Origin of the sequence: Streptomyces sp. NPDC051105, from assembly GCF_040682795.1 — a bacterium.
Classification (GTDB): Bacteria; Actinomycetota; Actinomycetes; order Streptomycetales; family Streptomycetaceae; genus Streptomyces.
In genome coordinates this window covers 572,375-593,525 of sequence record NZ_JBFBBR010000004.1, presented here as the reverse complement: position 1 = coordinate 593,525, position 21,151 = coordinate 572,375, and the positions used below count along the sequence as shown (strand labels likewise).

Below are 21,151 nucleotides of genomic sequence, written 5' to 3'. Positions count from 1 at the left end.
ACCCGACCGCTTCCGACCGGGGGTCCGCACCCATGCGTCGCGTCAAGCCGTATGTCCTCCTCCTGAGCCTGATCCTCGGACTCCTGTGCACGGCGGCTCCCGCGCACGCCGCCGACAACGGCAGCTGGTCCGTCTACCCGGTCGCCTCCAAGATCGCGGCGCGGCCGTACTTCTACCTCTCCCTCGATCCCGGGCAGACGATCACCGACAAGGTGGCCGTCGCCAACAAGACCGGCGAACCGCTCACCTTCCGGCTGTACGCGGCCGACGCCTACAACACCGCGCGGGACGGCGGGTTCGCCGTCCGGACGGTGAAGGAGAAGATGCGGGGGGTGGGGGCCTGGGCGAGCATCCCGAAGACGCGGGTCACCGTGGCGCCGCACAGGACGGTCACCATTCCCTTCACCCTGCGGGTGCCCCGGGGCGCCGAACCCGGGGACCATCCGGGGGCGATCGTGGCGCTGGACGAGCGCGTCGATCCGGGGGCCGGCTCCCTCGCGCTCGGTGTGCGGCGGGCCGTCGGCGCCCGGGTCTACCTGCGGGTGAGCGGGCCGACGCTGCCGGCCGTCGCTGTCGAGCACGTGCACCTCACCCACCACCAGCCGCTCGTGCCCGGCCTCGGCGACAGCACGACGACCGTCTCCTACACCCTGCACAACACGGGGAACGTGACGTTGAACCCCAGGGTGCGGCTGCGGGCCGAAGGGCTCTTCGGCCGTACGCTGCTCAGCCGAGACCTCACCGGTGTCCCCTCCGAGCTGCTGCCGGGGGAGCGCGTGCGGCTCACCGCGCCCTGGCGGGACGCGCCCCAACTCGACTGGGGGAACGTGACGCTGACGGCCAGCGCGACCGGCACCAGGGAGTCGGCGAGCACGTCGTTCCTCGCGCTGCCGTGGCTCGTGGTGGGGCTGGCCTTCGTCGCCGGGGTGGCGGGCGGCGTGCTCCTCGCCCGGACCCGCCGGGGCCGCGGTCTGCCGCGGCTGCTCAGAGGGCGTCGGGGCCGCGCTCGCCCGTCCGCACCCGTACGACCGTCTCCACCGGCAGTGCCCACACCTTCCCGTCCCCGATCTTCCCCGTCCGCGCGGCCTTGACGATCGCCTCGATCACCGGCTCGGAGTCGGCGTCCTCGACGACGACCTCGATCCGGACCTTGGGGACCAGGTCGACCTGGTACTCGGCACCGCGGTACACCTCGGTGTGACCACGCTGCCGGCCGTACCCGCTGGCCTCGGTCACGGTCAGGCCGTGCACCCCGATCTCCTGGAGGGCGGCCTTCACCGCGTCGAGGCGGTAGGGCTTGATGATCGCGGTGACGAGCTTCATGGGTGGGTCTTGACCTTCTGGGCGGAGGGGAGGACGGACGCGCTGACCGGGGCGCCGTGGCCCAGGACCCCGTGATCGTAAGCCGACTCGGCGTGCACCGTAAGGTCCAGGCCGGTGTGCTCCTGCTCCTCGCTCGCCCGCAATCCCAGCGTCCTGTCGAGCAGCTTGCCGAGGCCGTACGTCACCGCGAACGCGTACGCCGCCACGGCCGCCACCGCCACCGCCTGTTTGCCGAGCTGGGCGAGCCCGCCGCCGTAGAGGAGGCCCTCGGCGCCGCCGGTCATGGCCCGCTCCGCGAACAGGCCGATGAGGAGGGTGCCGATGACACCGCCGACCAGGTGAACGCCGACGACGTCGAGCGAGTCGTCGTAGTTCAGCCGGAACTTCCAGGAGACCGCGTACGAGCAGACCACGCCCGCGGCGAGGCCGACGACCAGTGCGCCGAGCAGCGAGACCGAGCCGCAGGACGGGGTGATCGCGACCAGGCCGGCGACGGCGCCGGAGGCCGCGCCCAGGGTGGTCGGGTGGCCGTCCCGCTTCTGCTCGACGAAGAGCCAGCCCAGCAGGCCCGTGCAGCCGGCGGCCATGGTGTTGAGGAAGGCGGCGGCCGCGAGACCGTTGGCACCGAGCGCGCTGCCCGCGTTGAAGCCGAACCAGCCGAACCAGAGCAGACCGGCGCCCAGGACGACCATCGGGAGGTTGTGCGGGCGCATCGCGTCCTTCTTGAACCCGAGCCGCGGGCCCAGGACCAGGCACAGGGCCAGACCGGAGGCGCCGGAGGTGATCTCGACGGGGAGGCCACCGGCGAAGTCCAGGGCGCCGAGGTGATGCAGGATCCAGCCACCCGGGCCCCACACCCAGTGCGCGACCGGAACGTATACCAGCAGCGTCCAGACCGGGACGAACACCAGCCACGCGCCGAACTTCGCCCGGTCCGCGACCGCGCCGCTGATCAGCGCGGCCGTGACGATCGCGAAGGTGAGCTGGAAGGTGGCGAAGAGGAGGGTGGGGACCGTGCCCTGCACGCTGTCCGGTCCGAGCCCGTGCATCCCGGCGTGCCGCAGCCCGCCGACGAGGCCCGCTCCGGCGTCCTCCCCGAAGGCCAGCGAGTACCCGCCCGCCAGCCACACCACCGTCACCAGCGCGATCGACACGAAGCTCATCATCAGCATGTTGAGGACGCTCTTCGTGCGGACCATGCCGCCGTAGAACAGGGCCAGGCCCGGGGTCATCAGCAGGACCAGGGCGGTGGCGGCGAGCAGCCAGGCGGTGTCGCCGGTGTCGGCGTGCGCGGCGGAGAGGATCACGGGCGTCTCCAACGTCGTGGGGGCTCGTCAGAGATTCACCGGAACGCGTTTCCGGTCGCGTACGGTTGTGTTTCCGTGACGTTTCGTTGCGTCGGGGTTACCGAATTCTCACGGTGCGGCGGGGTGTCGTGGATCAGGGAGAATGGGGGCCATGAGCGTTCGCAGCCAGTCAACCGAGCCGTCGGAATCGCCGGAGGCCGCCCACCGGGCGGGCTTCGCCTGTTTCGTCGGGCGCCCCAACGCGGGCAAGTCCACCCTCACGAACGCTCTGGTCGGGCAGAAGGTGGCGATCACCGCGAACCAGCCGCAGACCACGCGGCACACGGTACGCGGCATCGTGCACCGGCCGGACGCCCAGCTGATCCTGGTCGACACCCCTGGCCTGCACAAGCCGCGCACCCTGCTCGGCGAGCGCCTCAACGACGTGGTCCGCACCACCTGGGCGGAGGTTGACGTGATCGGCTTCTGCCTGCCGGCGAACGAGAAGATCGGCCCCGGTGACCGCTTCATCGCCAAGGAGCTGGCCGGGATCCGCAAGACCCCGAAGATCGCGATCGTCACCAAGACCGACCTGGTCGACTCCAAGGCCCTCGCCGAGCAGCTGATCGCCATCGACCAGATGGGCAAGGAGCTGGGCTTCGAGTGGGCCGAGATCGTGCCGGTGTCGGCGGTCGGCGACCAGCAGGTGAGCCTGCTGGCCGACCTCCTCGTCCCGCTCCTGCCCCAGGGCCCGGCCCTCTACCCCGAGGGCGACCTCACGGACGAGCCCGAGCAGGTCATGATCGCGGAACTGATCCGCGAGGCGGCCCTGGAGGGCGTCCGCGACGAGCTGCCGCACTCCATCGCCGTCGTGGTCGAGGAGATGCTCCCGCGCCCGGACCGCCCCGCCGACAAGCCCCTGCTGGACATCCACGCCAACCTGTTCATCGAACGCCCCAGCCAGAAGGGCATCGTCATCGGCCCCAAGGGCACCCGCCTGAAGGAGGTCGGCATCAAGTCCCGCAAGCAGATCGAGGCACTGCTCGGCACCCCGGTCTTCCTCGACCTGCATGTGAAGGTGGCCAAGGACTGGCAGCGGGATCCGAAGCAGTTGCGGCGGCTGGGGTTCTGAGGGGGCGGCGGTCCCCTCAGTCGTCCCAAGGGGTGCGCAGGGGTTTGCGGGACCATCGGTCGGGGAGTTGCGCGTGGTCCTTCGTCGGCCGTACCCAGGGACGCAGTGAACCCTCCGGGTCAGGAACGCTCGCCGCGTCGAAGCGGGTGTCCAGCTCGGCCAGCAGCTTGCCGAGCGCACCACCCTCGCGTGCAGCTGTGTGGTGAGGGAGCGGACGCGTTGCGGGTCGCCAGGCGTGGGGTCCCGGTCGAGGTCGAGTGGATGCCAGTCCGCCGGACGATACCCCGCCATAACCCCGCAACCCCCGTTGCCGTTCTTCACTCGTCGCGCGTGCGCCCCGGCGAAGGTATCGGGTGGGTCAAGTGCGGCTCGGTGTCATGTCCTGCAGTCCCACCACCCGTAGCAGTTGCAGGCGTTCGTGGGACTCGGTGCCCGGGCGGGCCGTGTGGATGACGAGGAGCTGGTGGTGGTCGGCGGAGAGAAGGACCTCGCAGTCCAACTCCAGGAGGCCGACGGCCGGATGGCGGAAGCGTTTTGTCGACGCCCGGCGTACCGAGACCTCGTGCTGCGCCCAGAGGTCGGCGAACTCCTGGCTGTGGGCGCGGAGTTCGGTCACCAGCGCGCCCGGCTCCGGGTCCGTCGGGCGGGCCGCCGCCACCGCGCGCAGGTTCGCCACGTGTTCGCGGGCCCGCACCGGCCGGTCCTCCGGCGGGAACAGGGTGTGGGACGCCGGGTCCAGGAAGAAGCGGCGGACCACGTTGCGATCACGGGACGGGCGGCCCGAGACATCGCCGTACAGGGCCCTGGCGAGGGCGTTCTGGGCGAGGACCTCGCCCAGGTCGGTGATCACGCTCGCGGGTGCGTCGTGCAGTCGGTCCAGCACCAGGAGGAGGCCGGGCCGGACGTGCGTGCTCGTCGCCTCCCGGCGCGGGGGTTCCTCGCCGCCCAGGTGGAACAGGTGATCGCGTTCGTCCTCCGTCAGGCGCAGCGCGCGGGCCATCGCCGTCAGCATCTGGCGGGAGGGGCGCGGGCCCCGGGACTGTTCGAGGCGGGTGTAGTAGTCCGCCGACATGCCCGCCAGGGACGCCACCTCCTCGCGGCGCAGGCCCGGGGTGCGACGGCGGGCGCCGGGGGCCAGGCCCACGTCGGCGGGGTCCAGGCGGGTGCGGGCGTGGCGCAGGAAGTCGGCGAGTTCGGGGCGGTTCACCCCTCCAGGGTGGCTTGGGGCGGCCGGTATATCCAGGGACTGCGGGTCCCCTGATCGGGAGGTCTCTCCCGGCGGGGTCCGAGGAAGCCGAGGGTGGTGGCGTCGGAGCGAAGGCGTAGAAGGAGAGAGCCATGATCACTCTTGTCACCGGTACCACGGGACAGGTCGGGCGCCGGTTCGTGCCCAGGTTGCTCGCCCAGACCCGGCCCGGGGAGCGGGTGCGCGTGCTCGTGCGGGACGTGGCCCGCGGCGAGCCGTTCGCCGGCCTCGGTGCCGAGGTCGTCGTCGGCGACCTGCGGGACGAGGAGGCGCTCGGCAAGGCCGTCGCCGGGGTGGACGCCGTGGTGAACGTCGCCGCCGCCTTCCGCGGGGTGCCGGACGAGGAGGCGCGGGCCGTCAACCGGGACGCGGCGGTGGCACTGGGGCGGGCCGCGCTCGGCGCCGGCGTACGGCGGTTCGTGCAGGTCAGTACCGGGCTCGTGTACGGCACCGGGCGCGGTCGCCCGCTGACCGAGGACGACGAGACCCGGCCCGGCGGTGACATGTGGGGCGTCTACCCGGAGTCCAAGGCGATCGCCGAGCGGGAGCTGCTCGCGCTGGACGGCGGCATGGAGGTCCGGATCGGGCGGCTGCCCTTCGTCTACGGCGAGGGCGATCCCCACCTCGCCGACTCCCTGCGCTGGGCGGCGCGCTGGGCACCGACCCAGCGGCTGCACATGGGCCACCACGCCGATGTCGGGCAGGGGCTGCTGCGCCTCCTGTACGCACCGGCGGTGGACGGCCCGGTCTACAACATCGCCGACGACGCCCCCGTCACGGCCGTGGACCTGCACCAGCTCAACGGCGTCGAGGTGCCCGCGGACCCGCACACCCGCACCGACCCCGACCCCTGGTTCGGGATCATGTCCACCCAGAAGATCCGCCGGGATCTCGGTTTCCGGCCGATCTACCCGAGCGTCTGGACCGCCCGTGACGCCGGAGCGCTCTAGCCGCTAGCGGAGGGCCTCGCACAGGTAGACGCCGGCTGAGCCGCCGAGGGCGACGCGGTCGTCGTGCGGATGGAAGGAACAGGAGGACAGGTGGTTGTCCACGCGCAGCCGGCACACCGCGGCCTCCTTCCCGGTGTCCCACAGGAAGGCGGAGCCCTCCATCGTGACAGCCACCAGGCGGTCGCCGTCCCGGGACAGGGCGACGGACCACACCGCTGATCCGTCGCCTTCGAGACGGCGGCGCGGCAGTCCCGTGGCCGGATCCCACAGTATGACGTGGCCGTCGTAGCCGGCGGTCGCCAGGTGTCGGCCGTCGGGTGACCAGGCCACCCCCGCGACCGAGCTGACGTGGCCCTCCCATGAGGCCACCGTCCCCGTGGGGCGGCCGCTCCCGTCCAGGTGGGCGACGCGCAACTCCATGGACGAGGTCGCGACGGCGAGCCGGGACCCGGTGGGCGAGAACGCGAGCGCGTTGACACTGGCGCCCGCCGGAATCCGGTGGACCCGCTGCCAGTCCGTCGTCTCCCAGAGCAGCACCTCGGCGTTGTCCCCGGCGGCCGCCCAGAGTCCGTCGGGACTCCATGCGACGGCCGCCGGGTGGGCCAGCTTCCGGGCCCGAGTGCGGATCACGTCGCGTCGGTCCGCGTCCCACAGGAGCAGCAGGCCGTCGTCACCGACGCTGAGCAGACGCCGCCCGTCCGGGGCCCAGGCCAGGGCCCGCAGCTCACCGCCGTGGCCGGGGGTCCAGCCCATGGTCCGCCGTCTGCCGTCGTGGCCGGACACCGCGTCACGCGGCCGGGCGGAAGGGCCCGGGATGTCGCCCGGCTCGACCATCAGCCTGCCCAGCGCGTCTCCGGCGGCAAGCGCCCCGTGGGGGGACCAGGCCACGGTGTTGACCCGGTCCGCCTGTCGCGAATCCGGGTCCGGGTGGGGGTCGGGGACCCAGAGCCGTACGGCGGGATGACGGGTGCCGACGGCGATCAGATCCTCGTGCGGGTGCGGTGCGATCGTCCTGGCCTGAACGCTGCGGGCGGAGAAGCTGTCGGTGAGCTCCAGGCGTGGCGTGTTCTCCTGCCAGGCGAGTTTCCAGACGAATACGGTCCCGTCGTTGTCGCCCGCGAGCAGGGTGTCCCCCGACGGTACCCAGGCCAGTGCCAGGGCCCAGGTGGCACCGGCCAGCTCCTTCACGAAGAACCGCAGGGAGGTGGGGCCTCCACCGCAGTCCATGAGGGTCACCTTCGCGGCGTGGCCGACGACGGCCAGCAGATTGCCGTCCGGATGCCAGTCCAGCTCCTGGACCGCGAGGTGGCTGGTGAGGAGTACCGCCGGTTCGTCCGCCACCTCCTCCCGCCACAGGTCGACCCGGCCGTTGCCGCGGCCGACAGCCAGCCCTCCCCGGGCGTGCCAGCTCACCGCCGTGCAGGGGGCGTCGCGGGGACCGAGCAGCGGCGGGCCCAGGCTGTCCTCGGTGAACGGCGCGTGCCACAGCCGTACGTCGTTGCCACAGGTCACGGCGATCGCCCCGGAGTCGGGGGCGAAGGCCGCCAGGACGCGTGGACGGTCCTCGTCGCCGATGGTCAGCCGCCGTACGATCCGCCCTTCCGCCGGGTCCACCAGCAGGACTTCGCCCCAGTCGGTGCCCACGGCGAGGTGGAGCACGTCCGGGCTCCACGACAGACCGATCACCGCGCCGGAGCCGGCCGCCGCGTCCACGACCAGGTCCGGTCTGCCGTCCTCCTCGATCCAGTGGATCCGCACGGTGCCGTCGCCGCTGCCGCTGGCCAGCACCCGGCCGTCCGGGCGCCAGCACAGGGCGTGCGCCGGGCCCGTGTGACCGGTCAGCACCCGCCACAGCCGTCCGTCGGGACGGTCGGGGAAGGGGGCCCGGGCCACCAGGCCCTCGGTGAGGACCTCATCGGTGTGGTGCAGCCGCTCCACCACCGGCTTCGCGACCAGGAAGCGGCTGTACAGGGTGGCCGCCAGGTCGATGCGCCGGGGGTGCCCGGCCAGCAGATGGGCCTCCGCGTGGACCAGTTCGCCGAGCTCCGTCGCATAGGGATCCCTGCCCGTAGGCAGGAACCGGTCCAGGCGGCGCGCCGCTTCCGCCGCCAGGGCCGCCGGTCCGCTGTGCCAGACCCGTTCGACGAGGAAACGGAAGTCGGTGGTGGTGCGGTCGAGGGCGGCAGCGTCGTCGGCCCCCGCGAGGTGGTAGGTGACGTTGTCCAGGAACGCGGGGTCGGCCCGGTGTCCGCCCAGGGCATGCCAGCCCTCCCCGTCGCACAGCGGGGCGTGCCCGTCCAGCAGGGCACGGTGGGCCCGCCGTATCGCCTTCGGGTCGCGGCGTCTGAGCACGTCACGGATGACGTCGTGCAGCCGTACGCCCTCCGCATCCTGCTGGGCCAGCAGGGAGTGGTCGTCCAGGTGTACGCACTCCCGCCGCGCGGTCAGCTCGGTGACTCCCCAGAGCCGGGAGAGCCAGCGGTACGGGATGTGCTGGTCCTCCGGGAAACAGGCCATGGCCAGCAGCCGGGCCAGGGAGTCGCGGCCGGTGTTCGGGATCCGGGCGAGCTCGTCGAGGCTGAGGTCGACGGTGGCTTCCACCGTGCGCAGGTGGGACTCCGCGTAGGCGTCGAGGGGTTTCCCCAGACCGTGGTGGCGCAGTTCGTCGATCATGTCGCGTACGACGTCGGGCAGGGCCATTCCGCTGCGCTGCACCATGCTGCGCAGCACGCCGTTGAGCAGGCCCAGGGCGAGCGGCCAGCGTCCGGAACGCTCGAACAGCGGCAGCACGGTGGTGTTGTCGGCTCCGTCGATACCCGCCGTCAGCAGGTTCAGGGACTGGGCCGGGGACATCCGGTCGATGCGGACCAGCGGCGTCGACTCGTCCAGGACGCCGCGCCTGCGCGTGGTGACCAGCCGGACACAGCCGCTGCCGCCCCGCAGGAACGGCTCCATCTCCTCCCGCTGCCACACGTCGTCGACCACCAGCAGGACCCGCCGCCCCTCCAGCGCTCTGCCCAACTCGATGCCCGCGGCCTCCGCGGTGGCGTAGGCCGGGGGTTCGGCGCCGGTGAGGAGTCTGACGAGATCGCGTGCCTCGGCGATGGTCCGCTGCTGCGACACGTCCTGGCCGAGCTGGACCCAGAGCACGCCGTCGGGGAAGGCCGCCAGTACGTCCGGATGGTGGCAGGCCCAGGCGGCCAGCGTCGTCTTGCCGAACCCACCGGTGCCGTGGACTCCGGTGACGGAGGAGGTCAGGCCCACGGTGGCGGGTGCGGCGGCCGTCCCTCCGCCACCGTCGGCCGGCCCGCGCTCGCCGGCCGGTGCCGCGGTCAGCAGCGACCGGACCAGGGCATCGCCCTCCGCGGGCCGTTCGACGAAGTCCGGCGCGACCTTGGGGGCCATGTGCGGGACGGCGGTGAGCCGCCGTGCGCCGCTCGTGAGCGGGCCGGGGGAGGGCGCGGTCTCCGCAGCGGCCTCCGGGAGACGGGCGCCGGGCTCGGTCGTGGTCTCCGCGGCGGTCGGTGGCAGGACCGCCGGGGCGGATGGCGGCGGCTTCACGTTGTGTCGTGCCAGTAACTCGCGGCCCGCGTGGGCCGCCAGCCGGAAGAACCGCCACCTTCCGTCGTCGCGGAGGCTTTCGTACGTGGTGAAGCGCAACGCCGTCGCCTGGACCGACAGGAGCAGCTGGTCCGACCACAGATCCCGCCAGCCGTCCGGGACGAATCCGGTGCAGGCGGCGTACACGCCGTCCAGGAGGTCCGCCAGCCAGGGGACGATGTGCCGGAGATGGGCGTCCTGTGGCTTCACCACCTGGGAGAGCAGCGCGAGTTCCTGCTCCGGGAGGAGGCCGACGGGCGCTTTCTCGGCCAGCACCGACAGCATCAGTGTCGCCACGTCCCGGGTGAGAGGCGCGGTATCGGCGAAGTCGGCCAGGTCGATCAGCCGATAGGCGTCGGGGCGGAGGGTCCCTCTGCGGTAGGGCACCATGACGTTCTGCAGATGCAGATCGCTGTGGGCCATGCCGCGCACCACCGGGAACTCCGGATCGGGCAACGACCGGTTCCCCTGGGCCATGAGCAGCGGATGGGGCGCGACCACGCCGTCGACCTCGATCCACGCGGTGTCCGGCAGGAGCGTGTCGACTCCGGCGACGTACTGCGTCACCGCGCCGTCCGCCGAGACCAGGTCGCCGAGTTCGGACTGAAGGAATTTCGAGAGGGCGACGGACTCGGCCTCCCGGTCCTCGATCCCCCTGTTCCAGTCGTTGACCAGTCCGGTGACCACGGTCCGGAAGGCGGAGCCCAGTTCGTCCCCGGACAGCTGCGCCAGCGTCACGACGTCCCGCAGACTGGCACCGGCCGGACTCTGGAACGTCAGCTGCCGCCCATCGCCCACCGGGTACGGACCGAAGACCTGCTCGGTCAGATGCCGCTCGGCGAAGTCCCCGCGCAGCCGGGAGGCGTGCCACGCCCGCATGTGGACCGCGTGCTCCGCTCGCTGGTCGGCGGGGCACAGCTTGACCACGACGGCTCCCTGCCGTGGGGTGACCGTCACCGCCGTCAGCGCCGCGCCCGTGTAGCCCTTGCCGGAGGGCTTCCAGCGAGGAGTGACCGGCGTGAGCGTCACGCCCTCCGTTTTCGCCCATTCCAGGAGCGCCCGCGCCGCGTCCTCGTCTCCCAGGCACTCGGTCAGTTCACGAAGCACAGTCATCGCCCCCCGCACGAAGGCCCCGGCACACCGGCCCGCCCCCCGAAGCCGAACCTGGCCATTCTGTCACCGCCGAGGGCGGCCCCCGAACCCCTGGCCATGTGTACATCCGGGGTGCCCGCGGGCACAGTTGACAAGTCAGCCGACGACGAGGGGGACGTCATGGGCAGTGAGCCGGCCGGGGGCTCCCGCATACTGTCGGAACAGAACGCCGAGACCTCCAGGCACCGGCTGCGTGCCATGACGGTCTCCCATCGCAGGGCCCAGCGGCTGGCCAACGCCCGCACGGGTGTGTCGCTGCTGCTGGCGGCTGCCGGACTCGCCACCGCGCTGCTGCCCGAACTCACCGTCCCCGTGACGGTACTCGGCGGACTCTGGGCCGTGGCATACTCCGTCGGCCTCACCTCGTGGGAGAGCAACGAGGCCCGCCGCGCGGCGCTTCTCCAGGAGTTGTTCGACGTCCGGCTGTTCCGTCTGGAGTGGAACAGCGCGATGGTCGGCCCCCCGCCCGCACCCCAGCAGATCAACAGCCTCAGTCGGCGGTTCAGGGGCGATGAGGCGGAGTTGCGTGACTACTACGAGATCCCTGAGCTGCCGCCTCCCTACGACGTGCTCGCGTGCCAGCAGCAGAACCTCGGCTGGGGTGCCCGGGTCCGCCGCCGGTACGCCCGGACCCTGCTGACGGTGATGATCGCCTGGCTGGCCCTGGGGCTGGTGGCAGGTCTGACGGCGCGCATGAGCGTGCTCGATCTGTTGCTGCTGTGGTACGTGCCCTCGCTCGGCGCGGTGATGACATGCCTCGACGTGTGCCGGACGCAGTGGGAGGTGGCCGCGGAGCGGGAGCGGGTGATGGCACTGCTGGAGACCAGGGTCGCCGCCGACGACGACCCGGTCGCCCTGCTGACTTTCGCCCGGCAGGTCCAGGACGTGATCTTTCAGTCCCGGCAGCGGCACACCCGGGTGCCGGACTGGTTCTTCCGCCGGTTCAAGAACACGGACCGGGCGGACTTCCAGGCCGCGATGGGTCATCTGCAGAGTGTTGTCGGCCGTACGACACCACAACCCGGCTGACTTTGTGGCAAGTTGGTACGACGCGGCATGCCGGCGGCGATCGCCGGGCCCACCGGGGACGTGCCGACCACGGCGGCGGGCACGGGCAGGTCCGGACGGGGGAAGGCATGGTGGAGGACGAAGCCGGCCTCAGGAATCTCCTCGACGACACGTCGGCCTCCGACGCCCTGGTCGAGTGGGCGAGGAAGGGAACGCACGGCGGCACGGTACGGCCGGTCGTCCCCGCCTGGCGGCCGTCCGGGGTGAGCGCCAGCGGAGCCCTGCTGACCGCGGTGTTCGTCGCCCCCTTCCCGGGAGCCGTGGTGGTCAAGGTGTCTGCCGCCGAAGACTCCGACGAGGGGCACGTCCATGCCCGGGCCCGGCGCACAGCACCGGATCATGTGGCTGAACTGCTCTGGACGTGGCCGGTGAGGGACGGCCGCATGCTGACGTTCCAGTCCCCGGCGGGCGAGAGCCTGTACGAGGTGGACACGATGGCGGGTCTAGGGGCCGGCGAACTCCCCGACGCCTGCGCCTTTGTGACGAATTGGCTGCTGACGGAATGGAACGACGGCCCGGGAGTCCGCAGCCCCGAGCCCACGAGCGTCACGGACCTGCTGCGCGGTGAACTCGGCGCGCTCGTCTCGCGCGGTGGCTCGGCGCTCGCCTACGGCGCGCGGATCACCCGTCTGGAGGCGGACACACCCTGGATCCGGTTCGACGGCCCGGACCTGCCGAATCCCCTGGCGATGGCCGCCGGCCACCCCGAACTGCCCGATCCGGACCTCTATGTGGCACGCGGGCGGGCGCACGGCGACCTCCATCTGCACAACATCATGGTGCCACGCTGGGAAGGCGTCCCCCGGTACCAGGACTTCCGCCTCATCGACCTGGCCACGTTCTCGGAAGACGCGCCGCTCTCCGGGGACGTCACGATGCTGCTCCTGTCCGCCCTGGCCCCGGACGTCCGGGCGGAGGCGGCCGCCGGCGGCGACACCCTGCTCCGGTATCTGGTGCGTCCGCACCAGGATCTCGTGGACGGCATCCCGCCCGCCACGTGCCGCCTGGTGCGTGCGGTCCGTCACACGTGTGCCGAAGCGGCCAAGGGCGGTCTGTACGACGTGTGGGCCACCCAGTTCCTGCTCTCCCTCGTTGTCACGGGACTGCGGTTCAGCACGTACGAGAACATGGGGGACGCCGCCCGGTGGTGGTACTTCCGGCTGGCGGCGCATGCCGGCGGCGAACTGCTGAGCCGTTACCACGACGGCCCGTTCCCCCGGGGACGGACGATCGGCGCGCCCCCACCGGCCGCCCCGCAGCCCCCGTCATCCACCACCCATGAGCCGCGCGGGCAGCGGTCCACGGGACCCGCACCGTCGGTGGACCCTCCGGCGCCGGGCGCCCTCACGACCGTTCCGCCCGTCCCGGAACCGCCCGAGGAGCTCCGCCGGTTACAGGCCTACAGCCGTACCGCCGTGATCGCCGCGGGCCACCAGGACGCCTCCGGCGCAGGCGCGCACCCGCTGGATCTGACCGCGCTCGCCGTCCCCAGGGACCTGGAGCGGTCACTCCTCGGCGCACTGGCCGACGGCCGTTCGGCGTGTGTGACCGGCGAGCCGGGCACGGGCAAGACCACGCTGCTCTGGCGACTCCACCACGAACTCGCGGCGGACCCCCACGGGCCACGCCCCTACTTCCTGCGCGCCGGCGATCTGTGGAACACGGCACCGGGCACCGGACTCACGCTGGAGACGGTGCGCGCCGCCTGCCGGCACCTGCGGGGCCCGGCGGTCTTCCTCTTCGACACCGCCGACCTGCTCGTCTCCGACACCTCCGGCCTCGTCCTGGTGCACGAACTGCTCACCGTCGCCGCCGAGCACGCCGTACGCGTGCTGATGACCTGCCGGAAGGAGGAGGCACGCGTCCTGCGGCCGTACGTGACCGAATTCGTCCCCGAGTGGAAGACACTCGGCCCCTACAGCCCGCGCGAGCAGGAGGCGGCCATCCGCTCGCATGCCCGGTACTTCTACGAGGGCCAGACCGAGGTCTCGGTGGACGAGGTCTGCCGCACGGTCGCGAACGCCGCGGTGCGGGGCCTGCCGATGCGCGAGGTGTGCCGGGTCCCGCTGACCCTGCGCATGCTGTTCGAGACCTTCGCGCCCAGGCTGCCGCTGGTGGAGGAGATCGACGCCACCACCCTGTACGACCTGTATTGGGAGCACCGCGTCGGCCGGGACCAGCGGGCCGGGGACACTCCGGAGGCGGGCGCGGCACAGACGCCCGATCTCTCCGCGGCCGGCGAGGGGGTGGCCCGGCTGATGCTCCAGGAAGGCCGTCTGGACCTCACCGTCGCGGAGGTCGGAACGGGCCTGCGCGCAGAGTCCCGGAGCCCGGGCCTGCTGGGCGACCTCCAGGGGCTCGTGACGCGCGGGGTGATCGAGCGCCTGGGCGCGGACGCCACCGAACGGTACTCCTACTTCCACCAGACCCTGTTCGAGTACGCCGCCGGCCGCGGTCTCTCCCGGACCGCCGTGCCGGACGGCAGGCCCTCTCCTCTCGCCCAGTTGCTCGACTGGCTGCGGGTGCATCCCGACGACCAGTTCAGGATGGCCGTCGCCGAGCAGGCCCTCGTCCAGGCCGGCCGCGCAGGTGGCCGGGTCGCCGAGGCGGCCACCGCCCTGCTGACCGCACTGTTCGCCGCGACCCAGGACGGCCCGCCCGAACTGCACGGTCTGCGCGCTCTGCAGATGCGCGTCTACGCCAGGCTGCCGGCGCCGGACACGCTGCTGCGGCGGCTCTTCGGGCCCGCTGTCGCCGCGCTGCCCCCGGTGCTGGGCAGGATCTACCTGGAAGCCCTGCCCACGGCCTGCCATCGGGACCACGACCGGATCGTCGACGAACTGCTCGGGATCTGGCGTGGTGGGCACGAGGAGCTGAGACAGCCGCTGCTCGTAGCCCTGAGCCGGCTCGCGGAGAGCCTTCCCGCGAGCGTGATCTCGGTCATCGACGCGGCCTGCCCGTTCGCGGTCCATGGCAACGGCGGCTGCCGCGGTGTCCGGTGTGCCCCTCGGGAATGCCTGTGGGCCTGGCTGCTGAACCGGCACAAGTCGGAGGTCTTCAAGTTCCTTGCCGTGCTGGAGGCCCTGGCGCCGAAGCGGCCCGAGTGGGTGTGGCCCCGGCTGCGCACGCTGCTGACGGATCCGTACAGCGACCTGGCACCGATGGCCCGCTGCCTGCGGCTCGCGGCGCGGCGGCAGGACTGGCCGGAGCGCCCCTACCCGGCGGTGCGGCCCGTGGTCAGGTACCGCTGGGGCCGGGAGCGCCCGCGCAACAAGGAGGGTTTCGAACTCCAGGTCGCACTGGGCCGGTTGACGGCTGCCTCGTGGCTCACCGGTGATCGGCCGCCGTCGCCGGCCGCCGTCCTCGCCGCGGCCGTCCGGCGGCCGGAGGACGCGATGTCGTATCCCCAGGTGCGCGCGGTGGGCGAGATGGCGCTGCGGGCGCCCGCCCACGAGGTGCGGCGGCTGCTGGAGGTCGTGGCACGGACCGCGGGACCCCCGGCCATGCCGCTGCTCACCGATCATCTGCTGTTGCCACTGCTGACCGCCGCGGACGGCGACGCCGCCACGCTCGGCGGCGACACCCCGTCGAGCCGGACCTCTGGCAAGGAACCCGGGGCCACGGCCACGGTCCGCGCCTGGCTGGCCGAGGAACTGCGGGCCCTCGACAGCCCCACCACCCCCGTCTCCTTCGCCCACCGGCTGGCGGAACACACCTGGAGCCGCGACCTCGACGTGGCCACCACGGCCCGGCTGGTGGCGGAGGCGTGGCCGGAGGACGGCGACCGGGCGGACCACGAACCCGGGCGGACGGATGCGGAGGCGAGACTCCGCCGGATCTGGCTCTCCGACCAGGGCGCCGTCCAGCTGCTGGTGGCCGCCGCGGCGGCCGGGCACCCGGATGCGCGAAGCGCCCTGCGGCTGTGGCGCGCCGACCGCGCGAGGAAGGGCCGCGTCGAGGGAGCCGGCCGCAAGCAGGGGGTGACCCAGGAGGACCAGAAGATCTCGCTCAATCTGCAGCGGCTGGTACCCGAGCATCCCGAACTGCTGGACGAGTTGCTCGCCCAGGGCGCCCTGGACCCGCGTCTGGACCCGGGCTGGCTGAACGAGGCGCTGGGGCGGCCCGGAGCCGATGTCGACCGGCGCCTGACCGCCGCGCTGCACCGCCACGCAGACACCCTGGAGCGGCTGTGCGACGCCACGTGGACCGGTGCGTACGGCTCGACGAACGCCAAGCGGTCCTTTCTGCTGCGCGGGAAACTCGTCGTCCGGGGTGTCCTCGAACCCCCCAGCGCCCGCCTCCTTGACGAGATCCTCGTCAGGGGCGGCCACCCACATCAGGTTCGCGCCGCGCTCCTGCTGGTCGAGACGGTCATCGACCACAGCCCGAACGGTGCGCTCGGCACACCGGAGTGGCGGCACCTGGAGGAGACCCTGCGCGGTTTCACGTCCACTGCCTCCACACAGGGCCGGCACCCGGACGTCCAAGTGGTGGCCCGCCGCTGCCTGACCGGCCTGGTGTGCCGGCACCACCAACTGCACACGCCCCGGCAGATCGCCCAGGCGTGTTCGAGCGCGCTCAGTCACCTGGCACGGGCCACCGAGGTGGACGACGTGACGGTGGTGGGGCGGTTCGTGGAGCGGCTCACCGAGGTCTCGCCCCAGGACGCCGTCGGTATGGTCAACGCGACCGCAGGGACCCTGCGCGCGCTTCCGCGGGGGCAGGTGATGTCCCTGGCCCAGCGCTGGTACCGCCCGCTCTCCGGCCTCGCCGAACGGGCGACGGGGGAGCAGTGGAAGGAACTCGTGGAAGGTTCCTGGGAAGGTCCCCAGGAGATCCTGCGGGTGCTGATCCGGGCCGGCATCCGCAAGCGCACCGACGATCCGTCGGCCCACCTGCTGGCGATCGCGGACAGCAGCCCATGGCCTGACATGATCCGCGAGACGGTCCGCGTCGGCACTCTCCTGAGCACCGAGAGCAGTCGTCAGCGCTGGCTTCCGTTCCCGGACGACCGGCCCTAGGGCCTGTCTGACAATTCCCGTCTGCCTCGCGACGCCATGCACGCACTCTCGCCGCACCGGGCGCAGACCCGAGTACGTCCAGTACGAGGGCCTACGCCCGGCGCGCCGAGAGCACGCACCTGACGCCGCGAGGCCGCCCTCCGGGCGACGACGGGAATTGTCAGACAGACCCTAGTCCACCCCTCTGATCCGCCCCACCAGCCACGCCCCCGCCAGCCCGATCACCGCCGCCGCCAGGTAGAGCACCCGGTAGCCGCCCAGGTACGTCACGACCGGTGCGGCGAGGGCGGGCGCCGCGACCTGGGGCAGGGCGTTGGCAACGTTGATGACGCCGAGGTCCTTGCCGCGGTCCAGGGCCTTCGGCAGGACGTCCGTCATCAGGGCGAAGTCGACCGAGGTGAACACGCCGAAGCCGATGCCCAGGAAGGCCGCCGCGACGATCGCCCCCGGCCAGGTCTGCCACGCCGCCAGCAGCGCCGTCGCCGCCGCCATCAGCATCCCCGACCAGACCACGAACGGCTTGCGCCGGCCCACCCGGTCCGACCAGACCCCGCCGACCACGACCGTGGCCATCAGCGTCAGCCCGTTCACCGCCGTCAGGATCAGGACGCCCTGGTCGGGGTCGTGGTAGTGCAGGCGGTCCCGTAGGTAGTACAGCAGGTACAGCAGCACCAGCGCGTTGCTCAGGTTGATCAGGAACCGGGTCAGCCAGGCCCAGCCCAGGTCCGGATAGCGGCGCGGGCTCAGCCAGAAGCCCGCCAGGAAGCCCCGCCGGGACCAGGGCGGCCGGTCCTCCGGGGCCAGCCGCAGATCCGGGTGGCGCAGCACGTACGGCAGCACGCCGACCGCCGTGAACACCGCGCACGCCACATAGCCCGCCCCGACACCCCCGGCGGCCGTCGCCAGCCCCGTGCCGCCGACCACCCCGAGGATCTGCGCGGCCCCCAGCCAGCCGCCCACCGAACCCCGCTGGCCCCTCGGCACCCGGTCCGGCACCGCCGCCGTCACCGCCGCGAAGGCCGCGTTCAGCGTCAGCTGGACCAGGCACCAGCCCAGCATCATCGTCCACATGCCGCCGGCGCCCGCGAGGAGCAGCAGCGACAGCGCCCCGCCCGCCGTACCGGCCACGATCCACGGCGTACGGCGGCCCCAGCGGGACGTCGTACGGTCCGACAGCGCGCCGAAGACCGGGTTCGCCGCCAGCGACACCACCGCGCCGACGCCCGTCACCCACGCCAGCATCGTCTCCTTCGACATCCCGGAACCGGGCGCGAAGTCCTTGGCCTGGGAGGCGAGGAGGATCTGCAGGGGGCCGTACCAGCCCACCCAGATCGCCCCGTTGGCGAGGGAGAGCGCCGACGTCCAGCCCCGGCCGACCCTCTCCGCCGGTTCCGCCAGCGCGGCCGGCGCCCCCGTGGTCGTCATCCCCGCGCCTGGAATCTCTGCGCCTGGAGTCTCTGCGCCCGGATCAGGTCCCGGAACCAGCCGTACGACGACTTCGGCGTCCGCGCCTGGGTGTCGTAGTCCACGTGGACCAGACCGAAGCGGCGCGCGTATCCCTCCGCCCACTCGAAGTTGTCGAGGAGCGACCAGACGAAGTAGCCGCGCACGTCCACCCCGGCCTCCACCGCCCGGTGCAGCGCCCGGATGTGGCCGTCCAGGTAGGCGATACGGTCCTGGTCGTCGAGGCCCTGGTAGGAGCAGCCGTTCTCGGTGATGACGATCGGCGGGAGCCTGTCGCCGTAACGGTCCCGGAAGCCGGTGAGGAGTTCGGTGAGGCCCTCCGGGACCACCGGCCAGCCGAAGTCCGTCACCGGCACGCCCTCGATGTCCTGGACCGAGAAGGGGAGTTCGGCGGGGAGGGTGAGTCCGCCGAACTCGATCTCGGCGCCCTGCGGGGCGCCCACCTTCGTCGGGGCGTAGTAGTTGACGCCGTACCAGTCGAGCGGCTCGGCGATCACCTTCAGGTCCGCGGCGACATCGCCCGGCATCAGCTCGCCCATGCCGTCGGGGTACTCGCCCAGCAGGACCGGCTCCGCGAACAGCCGGTTGAGGAGGAGGTCGTAGAAGCCGGCCGCCTCCAGGTCGGCCGGTTCCTGCGAGGCGGGCCAGGTCGGGCCGTGGGAGTTGGCGATGCCGATGTCGGCGGCGCCGGCCGCGCGCAGTGCCTGTACGGCCAGGCCGTGGGCGAGGAGCTGGTGGTGGGCGGCCGGGAGCGCGTCGAACATCAGCTGCAGGCCGGGGGCGTGGGCGCCCAGGGCGTGGCCGAAGAGGGTGTGTTCGGCGGGCTCGTTGAGGGTGATCCACTTCTTGACCCGGTCACCGAGCCGGTCCGCGACCGTCGAGACGTAGTCGGCGAAGCGCGCGGCGGTGTCCCGCTCCAGCCAGCCGCCCCCCGCGGCGGAGCCGCCATCGGACACAGTCTGCAGGGCCGTCGGCAGGTCCCAGTGGAAGAGGGTCGGGACCGGCCGTACGCCCGCCGCGCACAGCTCGTCCACCAGCCGGTCGTAGAAGTCCAGGCCGCCGGCCGAGCGCACCCTCGGCCAGGAGACCGAGAAGCGGTACGCGTCCACGCCGAGACCGGCCAGCAGGGCCACGTCCTCGCGGTGGCGGTGGTAGTGGTCGCAGGCCACCGCCGCCGTCGAGCCGTCCTTGATCCGGCCCGGCTCGGCCGAGAACACGTCCCACACGGAGGGCTCGCGCTCGTCGGCCGCGCCCTCGATCTGGTGGGCCGAGGTCGACACACCCCAGAGGAAGCCGTCGGGAAAACCCGGAAGACCGGGGACACCGGGTATCGGATGGACCGCGTCAGTCGCCATGGCCGGGATCATCCTTACCACCGGTAACAGAAGTCAACGTCCGCACGTGAACTACCCGTTACCGGTGCCGCTTAGGCGCCCTCCTTCAACACCCGTGAGATCAGCTCGCGTTGCTCGGAGGTCAGCCGCGGATCGGCCGCGTACACCGTCCGGCCGTCCACGGTGATCCGGTACGCGAACCCGTCCGGCACCCCGGGCGGCGGCGTGCCCCGGCCGGCCGCGAGCGCGTGCTCGGCCAGGGCCTGCCACTCATGGGCGTCGGGCCGCCCCGAGGTGTCCACCTCGGCCCGCCGCTCGATGCCCGCGAACCCGCCCGTACGCCTCACCTGAATACGCATGGGTCCCTGTGTAGTACGGGATCAGCCGGTCTGCACACCCACCTGCGCCCACGCCTTGAGGACCGCCTCGGTCTCCTCACCCTCCTCGAAGCGGGCCTTGGCCGCCGCCACGGTGAGCTTCGCGAAGTCCGTGAAGCGCGCGTCCGACCGCAGTTCGCCGCCGGTGAGCACGTCGTACCAGATCAGCCCGGCCCGCTCCCAGGCGTTGCCGCCGAGCGCACTGGCGAGGAGGTAGAAGGCGTGGTTGGGGATGCCGGAGTTGATGTGCACCCCGCCGTTGTCCCGGTTGGTCCTCACGTACTCCGCCATGGTCGCGGGTTGCGGGTCCTTGCCGAGGCGGGGGTCGTCGTACGCCGTGCCCGGGGCCTTCATCGAGCGCAGGGCCACGCCGTGCACGCCCGGGGCGAGCAGGCCCTCGCCGATCAGCCAGTCCGCCCGGTCGGCGCTCTGGCCGAGGGAGTGCTGCTTGATGAGCGAGCCGAAGACGTCCGAGACGGACTCGTTGAGGGCGCCGGACTGGCCGTAGTACTCCAGGTTGGCGGTGTACTGGGTGACGCCGTGGGTGAGCTCGTGGCCGATGACGTCGACCGAGCTGGTGAAGTCGGTGAAGATCTGCCCGTCGCCGTCGCCGAACACCATCTGCTCGCCGTTCCAGAAGGCGTTGTCGTAGTCGACGTCGTAGTGCACGGTCGCGTCGAGGGGCAGCCCCTCACCGTCGATGGAGTCCCGCTCGTACGCCGTCAGGTACAGGTCGAAGGTGGCGCCGAGGCCGGCGTAGGCGCGGTTGACGCAGGCGTCCTGGCCGGGCTCGGAGCCCTCGTCGCGGACCTTGGTGCCGGGCAGGTCGGTGCCGTGCCCGGCGTCGTAGATCGTGCGGTGCGGGGTGCCGGTGGCGGCCGTCGCGGTCGGGGCGACGGCGCCGCGGACCGTGGTGATCCGGCGGCGGGTGCGCTGCGCGGCGTCCTGCTGGAGGGTGCGCAGTGCGGAGTCGGCGAGCTCCCGGTCCTCGTGGGTGGCGAGGTGGTCGAGGATGTGCGGCGGCACGATGGTGCAGAAGACGGGCCTGTGGCCCCCGTTGGTCGTCATGGACCGCACCATCGCACTGAGTTATCCGACTGTCACTAGCCGCAACCATGATTGGTGAAATACGGTGACAATTGGCCACTCTCCGTGAGGGGGAGTGGTATAGCGCACTTTTTGTCTCATTTATCCCAGC

Annotated in this window: 13 protein-coding genes; 5 read left to right on the top strand and 8 right to left on the bottom strand. The window is 72.2% G+C overall.

The genetic code is table 11. The features are described 5' to 3' along the window. The first annotated feature begins 32 nt into the window (after positions 1-32). Complete coding sequence (locus AB0N16_RS13410) at positions 33-1,091, top strand: DUF916 domain-containing protein (protein WP_365796091.1); 1,059 nt, start codon at positions 33-35, stop codon at positions 1,089-1,091. On the opposite strand, the gene AB0N16_RS13405 is transcribed toward AB0N16_RS13410, so the two are convergent. Both AB0N16_RS13405 and AB0N16_RS13400 read right to left on the bottom strand, forming a co-directional pair. Then, on the bottom strand, positions 985-1,323 hold the full coding sequence (locus AB0N16_RS13405) for a P-II family nitrogen regulator (protein ID WP_365796089.1): 339 nt from the start codon (positions 1,321-1,323) through the stop codon (positions 985-987). The genes AB0N16_RS13410 and AB0N16_RS13405 overlap by 107 nt on opposite strands. After that, complete coding sequence (locus AB0N16_RS13400) at positions 1,320-2,630, bottom strand: ammonium transporter (RefSeq protein WP_365796087.1); 1,311 nt, start codon at positions 2,628-2,630, stop codon at positions 1,320-1,322. The genes AB0N16_RS13405 and AB0N16_RS13400 overlap by 4 nt, the downstream gene beginning before the upstream one ends. A gap of 142 nt (positions 2,631-2,772) precedes the next feature. Here AB0N16_RS13400 and era point away from each other — a divergent pair, with 142 nt between their 5' ends. Next, on the top strand, positions 2,773-3,741 hold the full coding sequence (gene era, locus AB0N16_RS13395; RefSeq protein WP_365796085.1) for a GTPase Era: 969 nt from the start codon (positions 2,773-2,775) through the stop codon (positions 3,739-3,741). A 358-nt stretch (positions 3,742-4,099) separates the two neighbouring features. Here the strand turns inward: era and AB0N16_RS13390 are convergent, their stop codons facing one another. Next, a complete protein-coding gene (locus tag AB0N16_RS13390; protein ID WP_365796083.1) occupies positions 4,100-4,948 on the bottom strand; it encodes a helix-turn-helix transcriptional regulator in 849 nt (282 codons plus the stop codon). A gap of 131 nt (positions 4,949-5,079) precedes the next feature. Here AB0N16_RS13390 and AB0N16_RS13385 point away from each other — a divergent pair, with 131 nt between their 5' ends. Then, a complete protein-coding gene (locus AB0N16_RS13385) occupies positions 5,080-5,937 on the top strand; it encodes an NAD(P)-dependent oxidoreductase (RefSeq protein WP_365796081.1) in 858 nt (285 codons plus the stop codon). 3 nt (positions 5,938-5,940) lie between these two features. Here the strand turns inward: AB0N16_RS13385 and AB0N16_RS13380 are convergent, their stop codons facing one another. Further along, positions 5,941-10,650: an NB-ARC domain-containing protein gene (locus tag AB0N16_RS13380; RefSeq protein ID WP_365796079.1), complete on the bottom strand. Its 4,710-nt coding sequence runs from the start codon at positions 10,648-10,650 to the stop codon at positions 5,941-5,943. 159 nt (positions 10,651-10,809) lie between these two features. On the opposite strand from AB0N16_RS13380, the gene AB0N16_RS13375 reads away from it, so the two are divergent. Together AB0N16_RS13375 and AB0N16_RS13370 are read left to right on the top strand one after the other, a co-directional pair. Continuing rightward, positions 10,810-11,718 carry an S-4TM family putative pore-forming effector gene (locus tag AB0N16_RS13375; protein ID WP_365796077.1) on the top strand — a complete coding sequence of 303 codons (909 nt, stop codon included), beginning with the start codon at positions 10,810-10,812 and terminating at the stop codon, positions 11,716-11,718. A 107-nt stretch (positions 11,719-11,825) separates the two neighbouring features. Beyond that, complete coding sequence (locus tag AB0N16_RS13370; protein ID WP_365796075.1) at positions 11,826-16,778, top strand: hypothetical protein; 4,953 nt, start codon at positions 11,826-11,828, stop codon at positions 16,776-16,778. Positions 16,779-16,949: 171 nt separating this feature from the next. Here the strand turns inward: AB0N16_RS13370 and AB0N16_RS13365 are convergent, their stop codons facing one another. The 4 genes from AB0N16_RS13365 to AB0N16_RS13350 all read right to left on the bottom strand — a co-directional run bounded on the left by AB0N16_RS13365 (position 16,950) and on the right by AB0N16_RS13350 (position 21,021). Further along, positions 16,950-18,203, bottom strand: coding sequence for an MFS transporter (locus AB0N16_RS13365; protein WP_365796073.1), 1,254 nt, complete (start codon positions 18,201-18,203; stop codon positions 16,950-16,952). Continuing rightward, positions 18,200-19,597 (bottom strand): GH1 family beta-glucosidase, encoded by a 1,398-nt coding sequence (locus AB0N16_RS13360; RefSeq protein WP_365796071.1) that lies wholly within the window; start codon positions 19,595-19,597, stop codon positions 18,200-18,202. The genes AB0N16_RS13365 and AB0N16_RS13360 overlap by 4 nt, the downstream gene beginning before the upstream one ends. Positions 19,598-19,668: 71 nt before the next feature. Then, positions 19,669-19,935, bottom strand: coding sequence for a protealysin inhibitor emfourin (locus tag AB0N16_RS13355; RefSeq protein WP_362565885.1), 267 nt, complete (start codon positions 19,933-19,935; stop codon positions 19,669-19,671). Positions 19,936-19,956: 21 nt separating this feature from the next. Further along, positions 19,957-21,021 (bottom strand): M4 family metallopeptidase, encoded by a 1,065-nt coding sequence (locus tag AB0N16_RS13350; RefSeq protein WP_365796069.1) that lies wholly within the window; start codon positions 21,019-21,021, stop codon positions 19,957-19,959. Between the last annotated feature and the right edge of the window lie 130 nt (positions 21,022-21,151).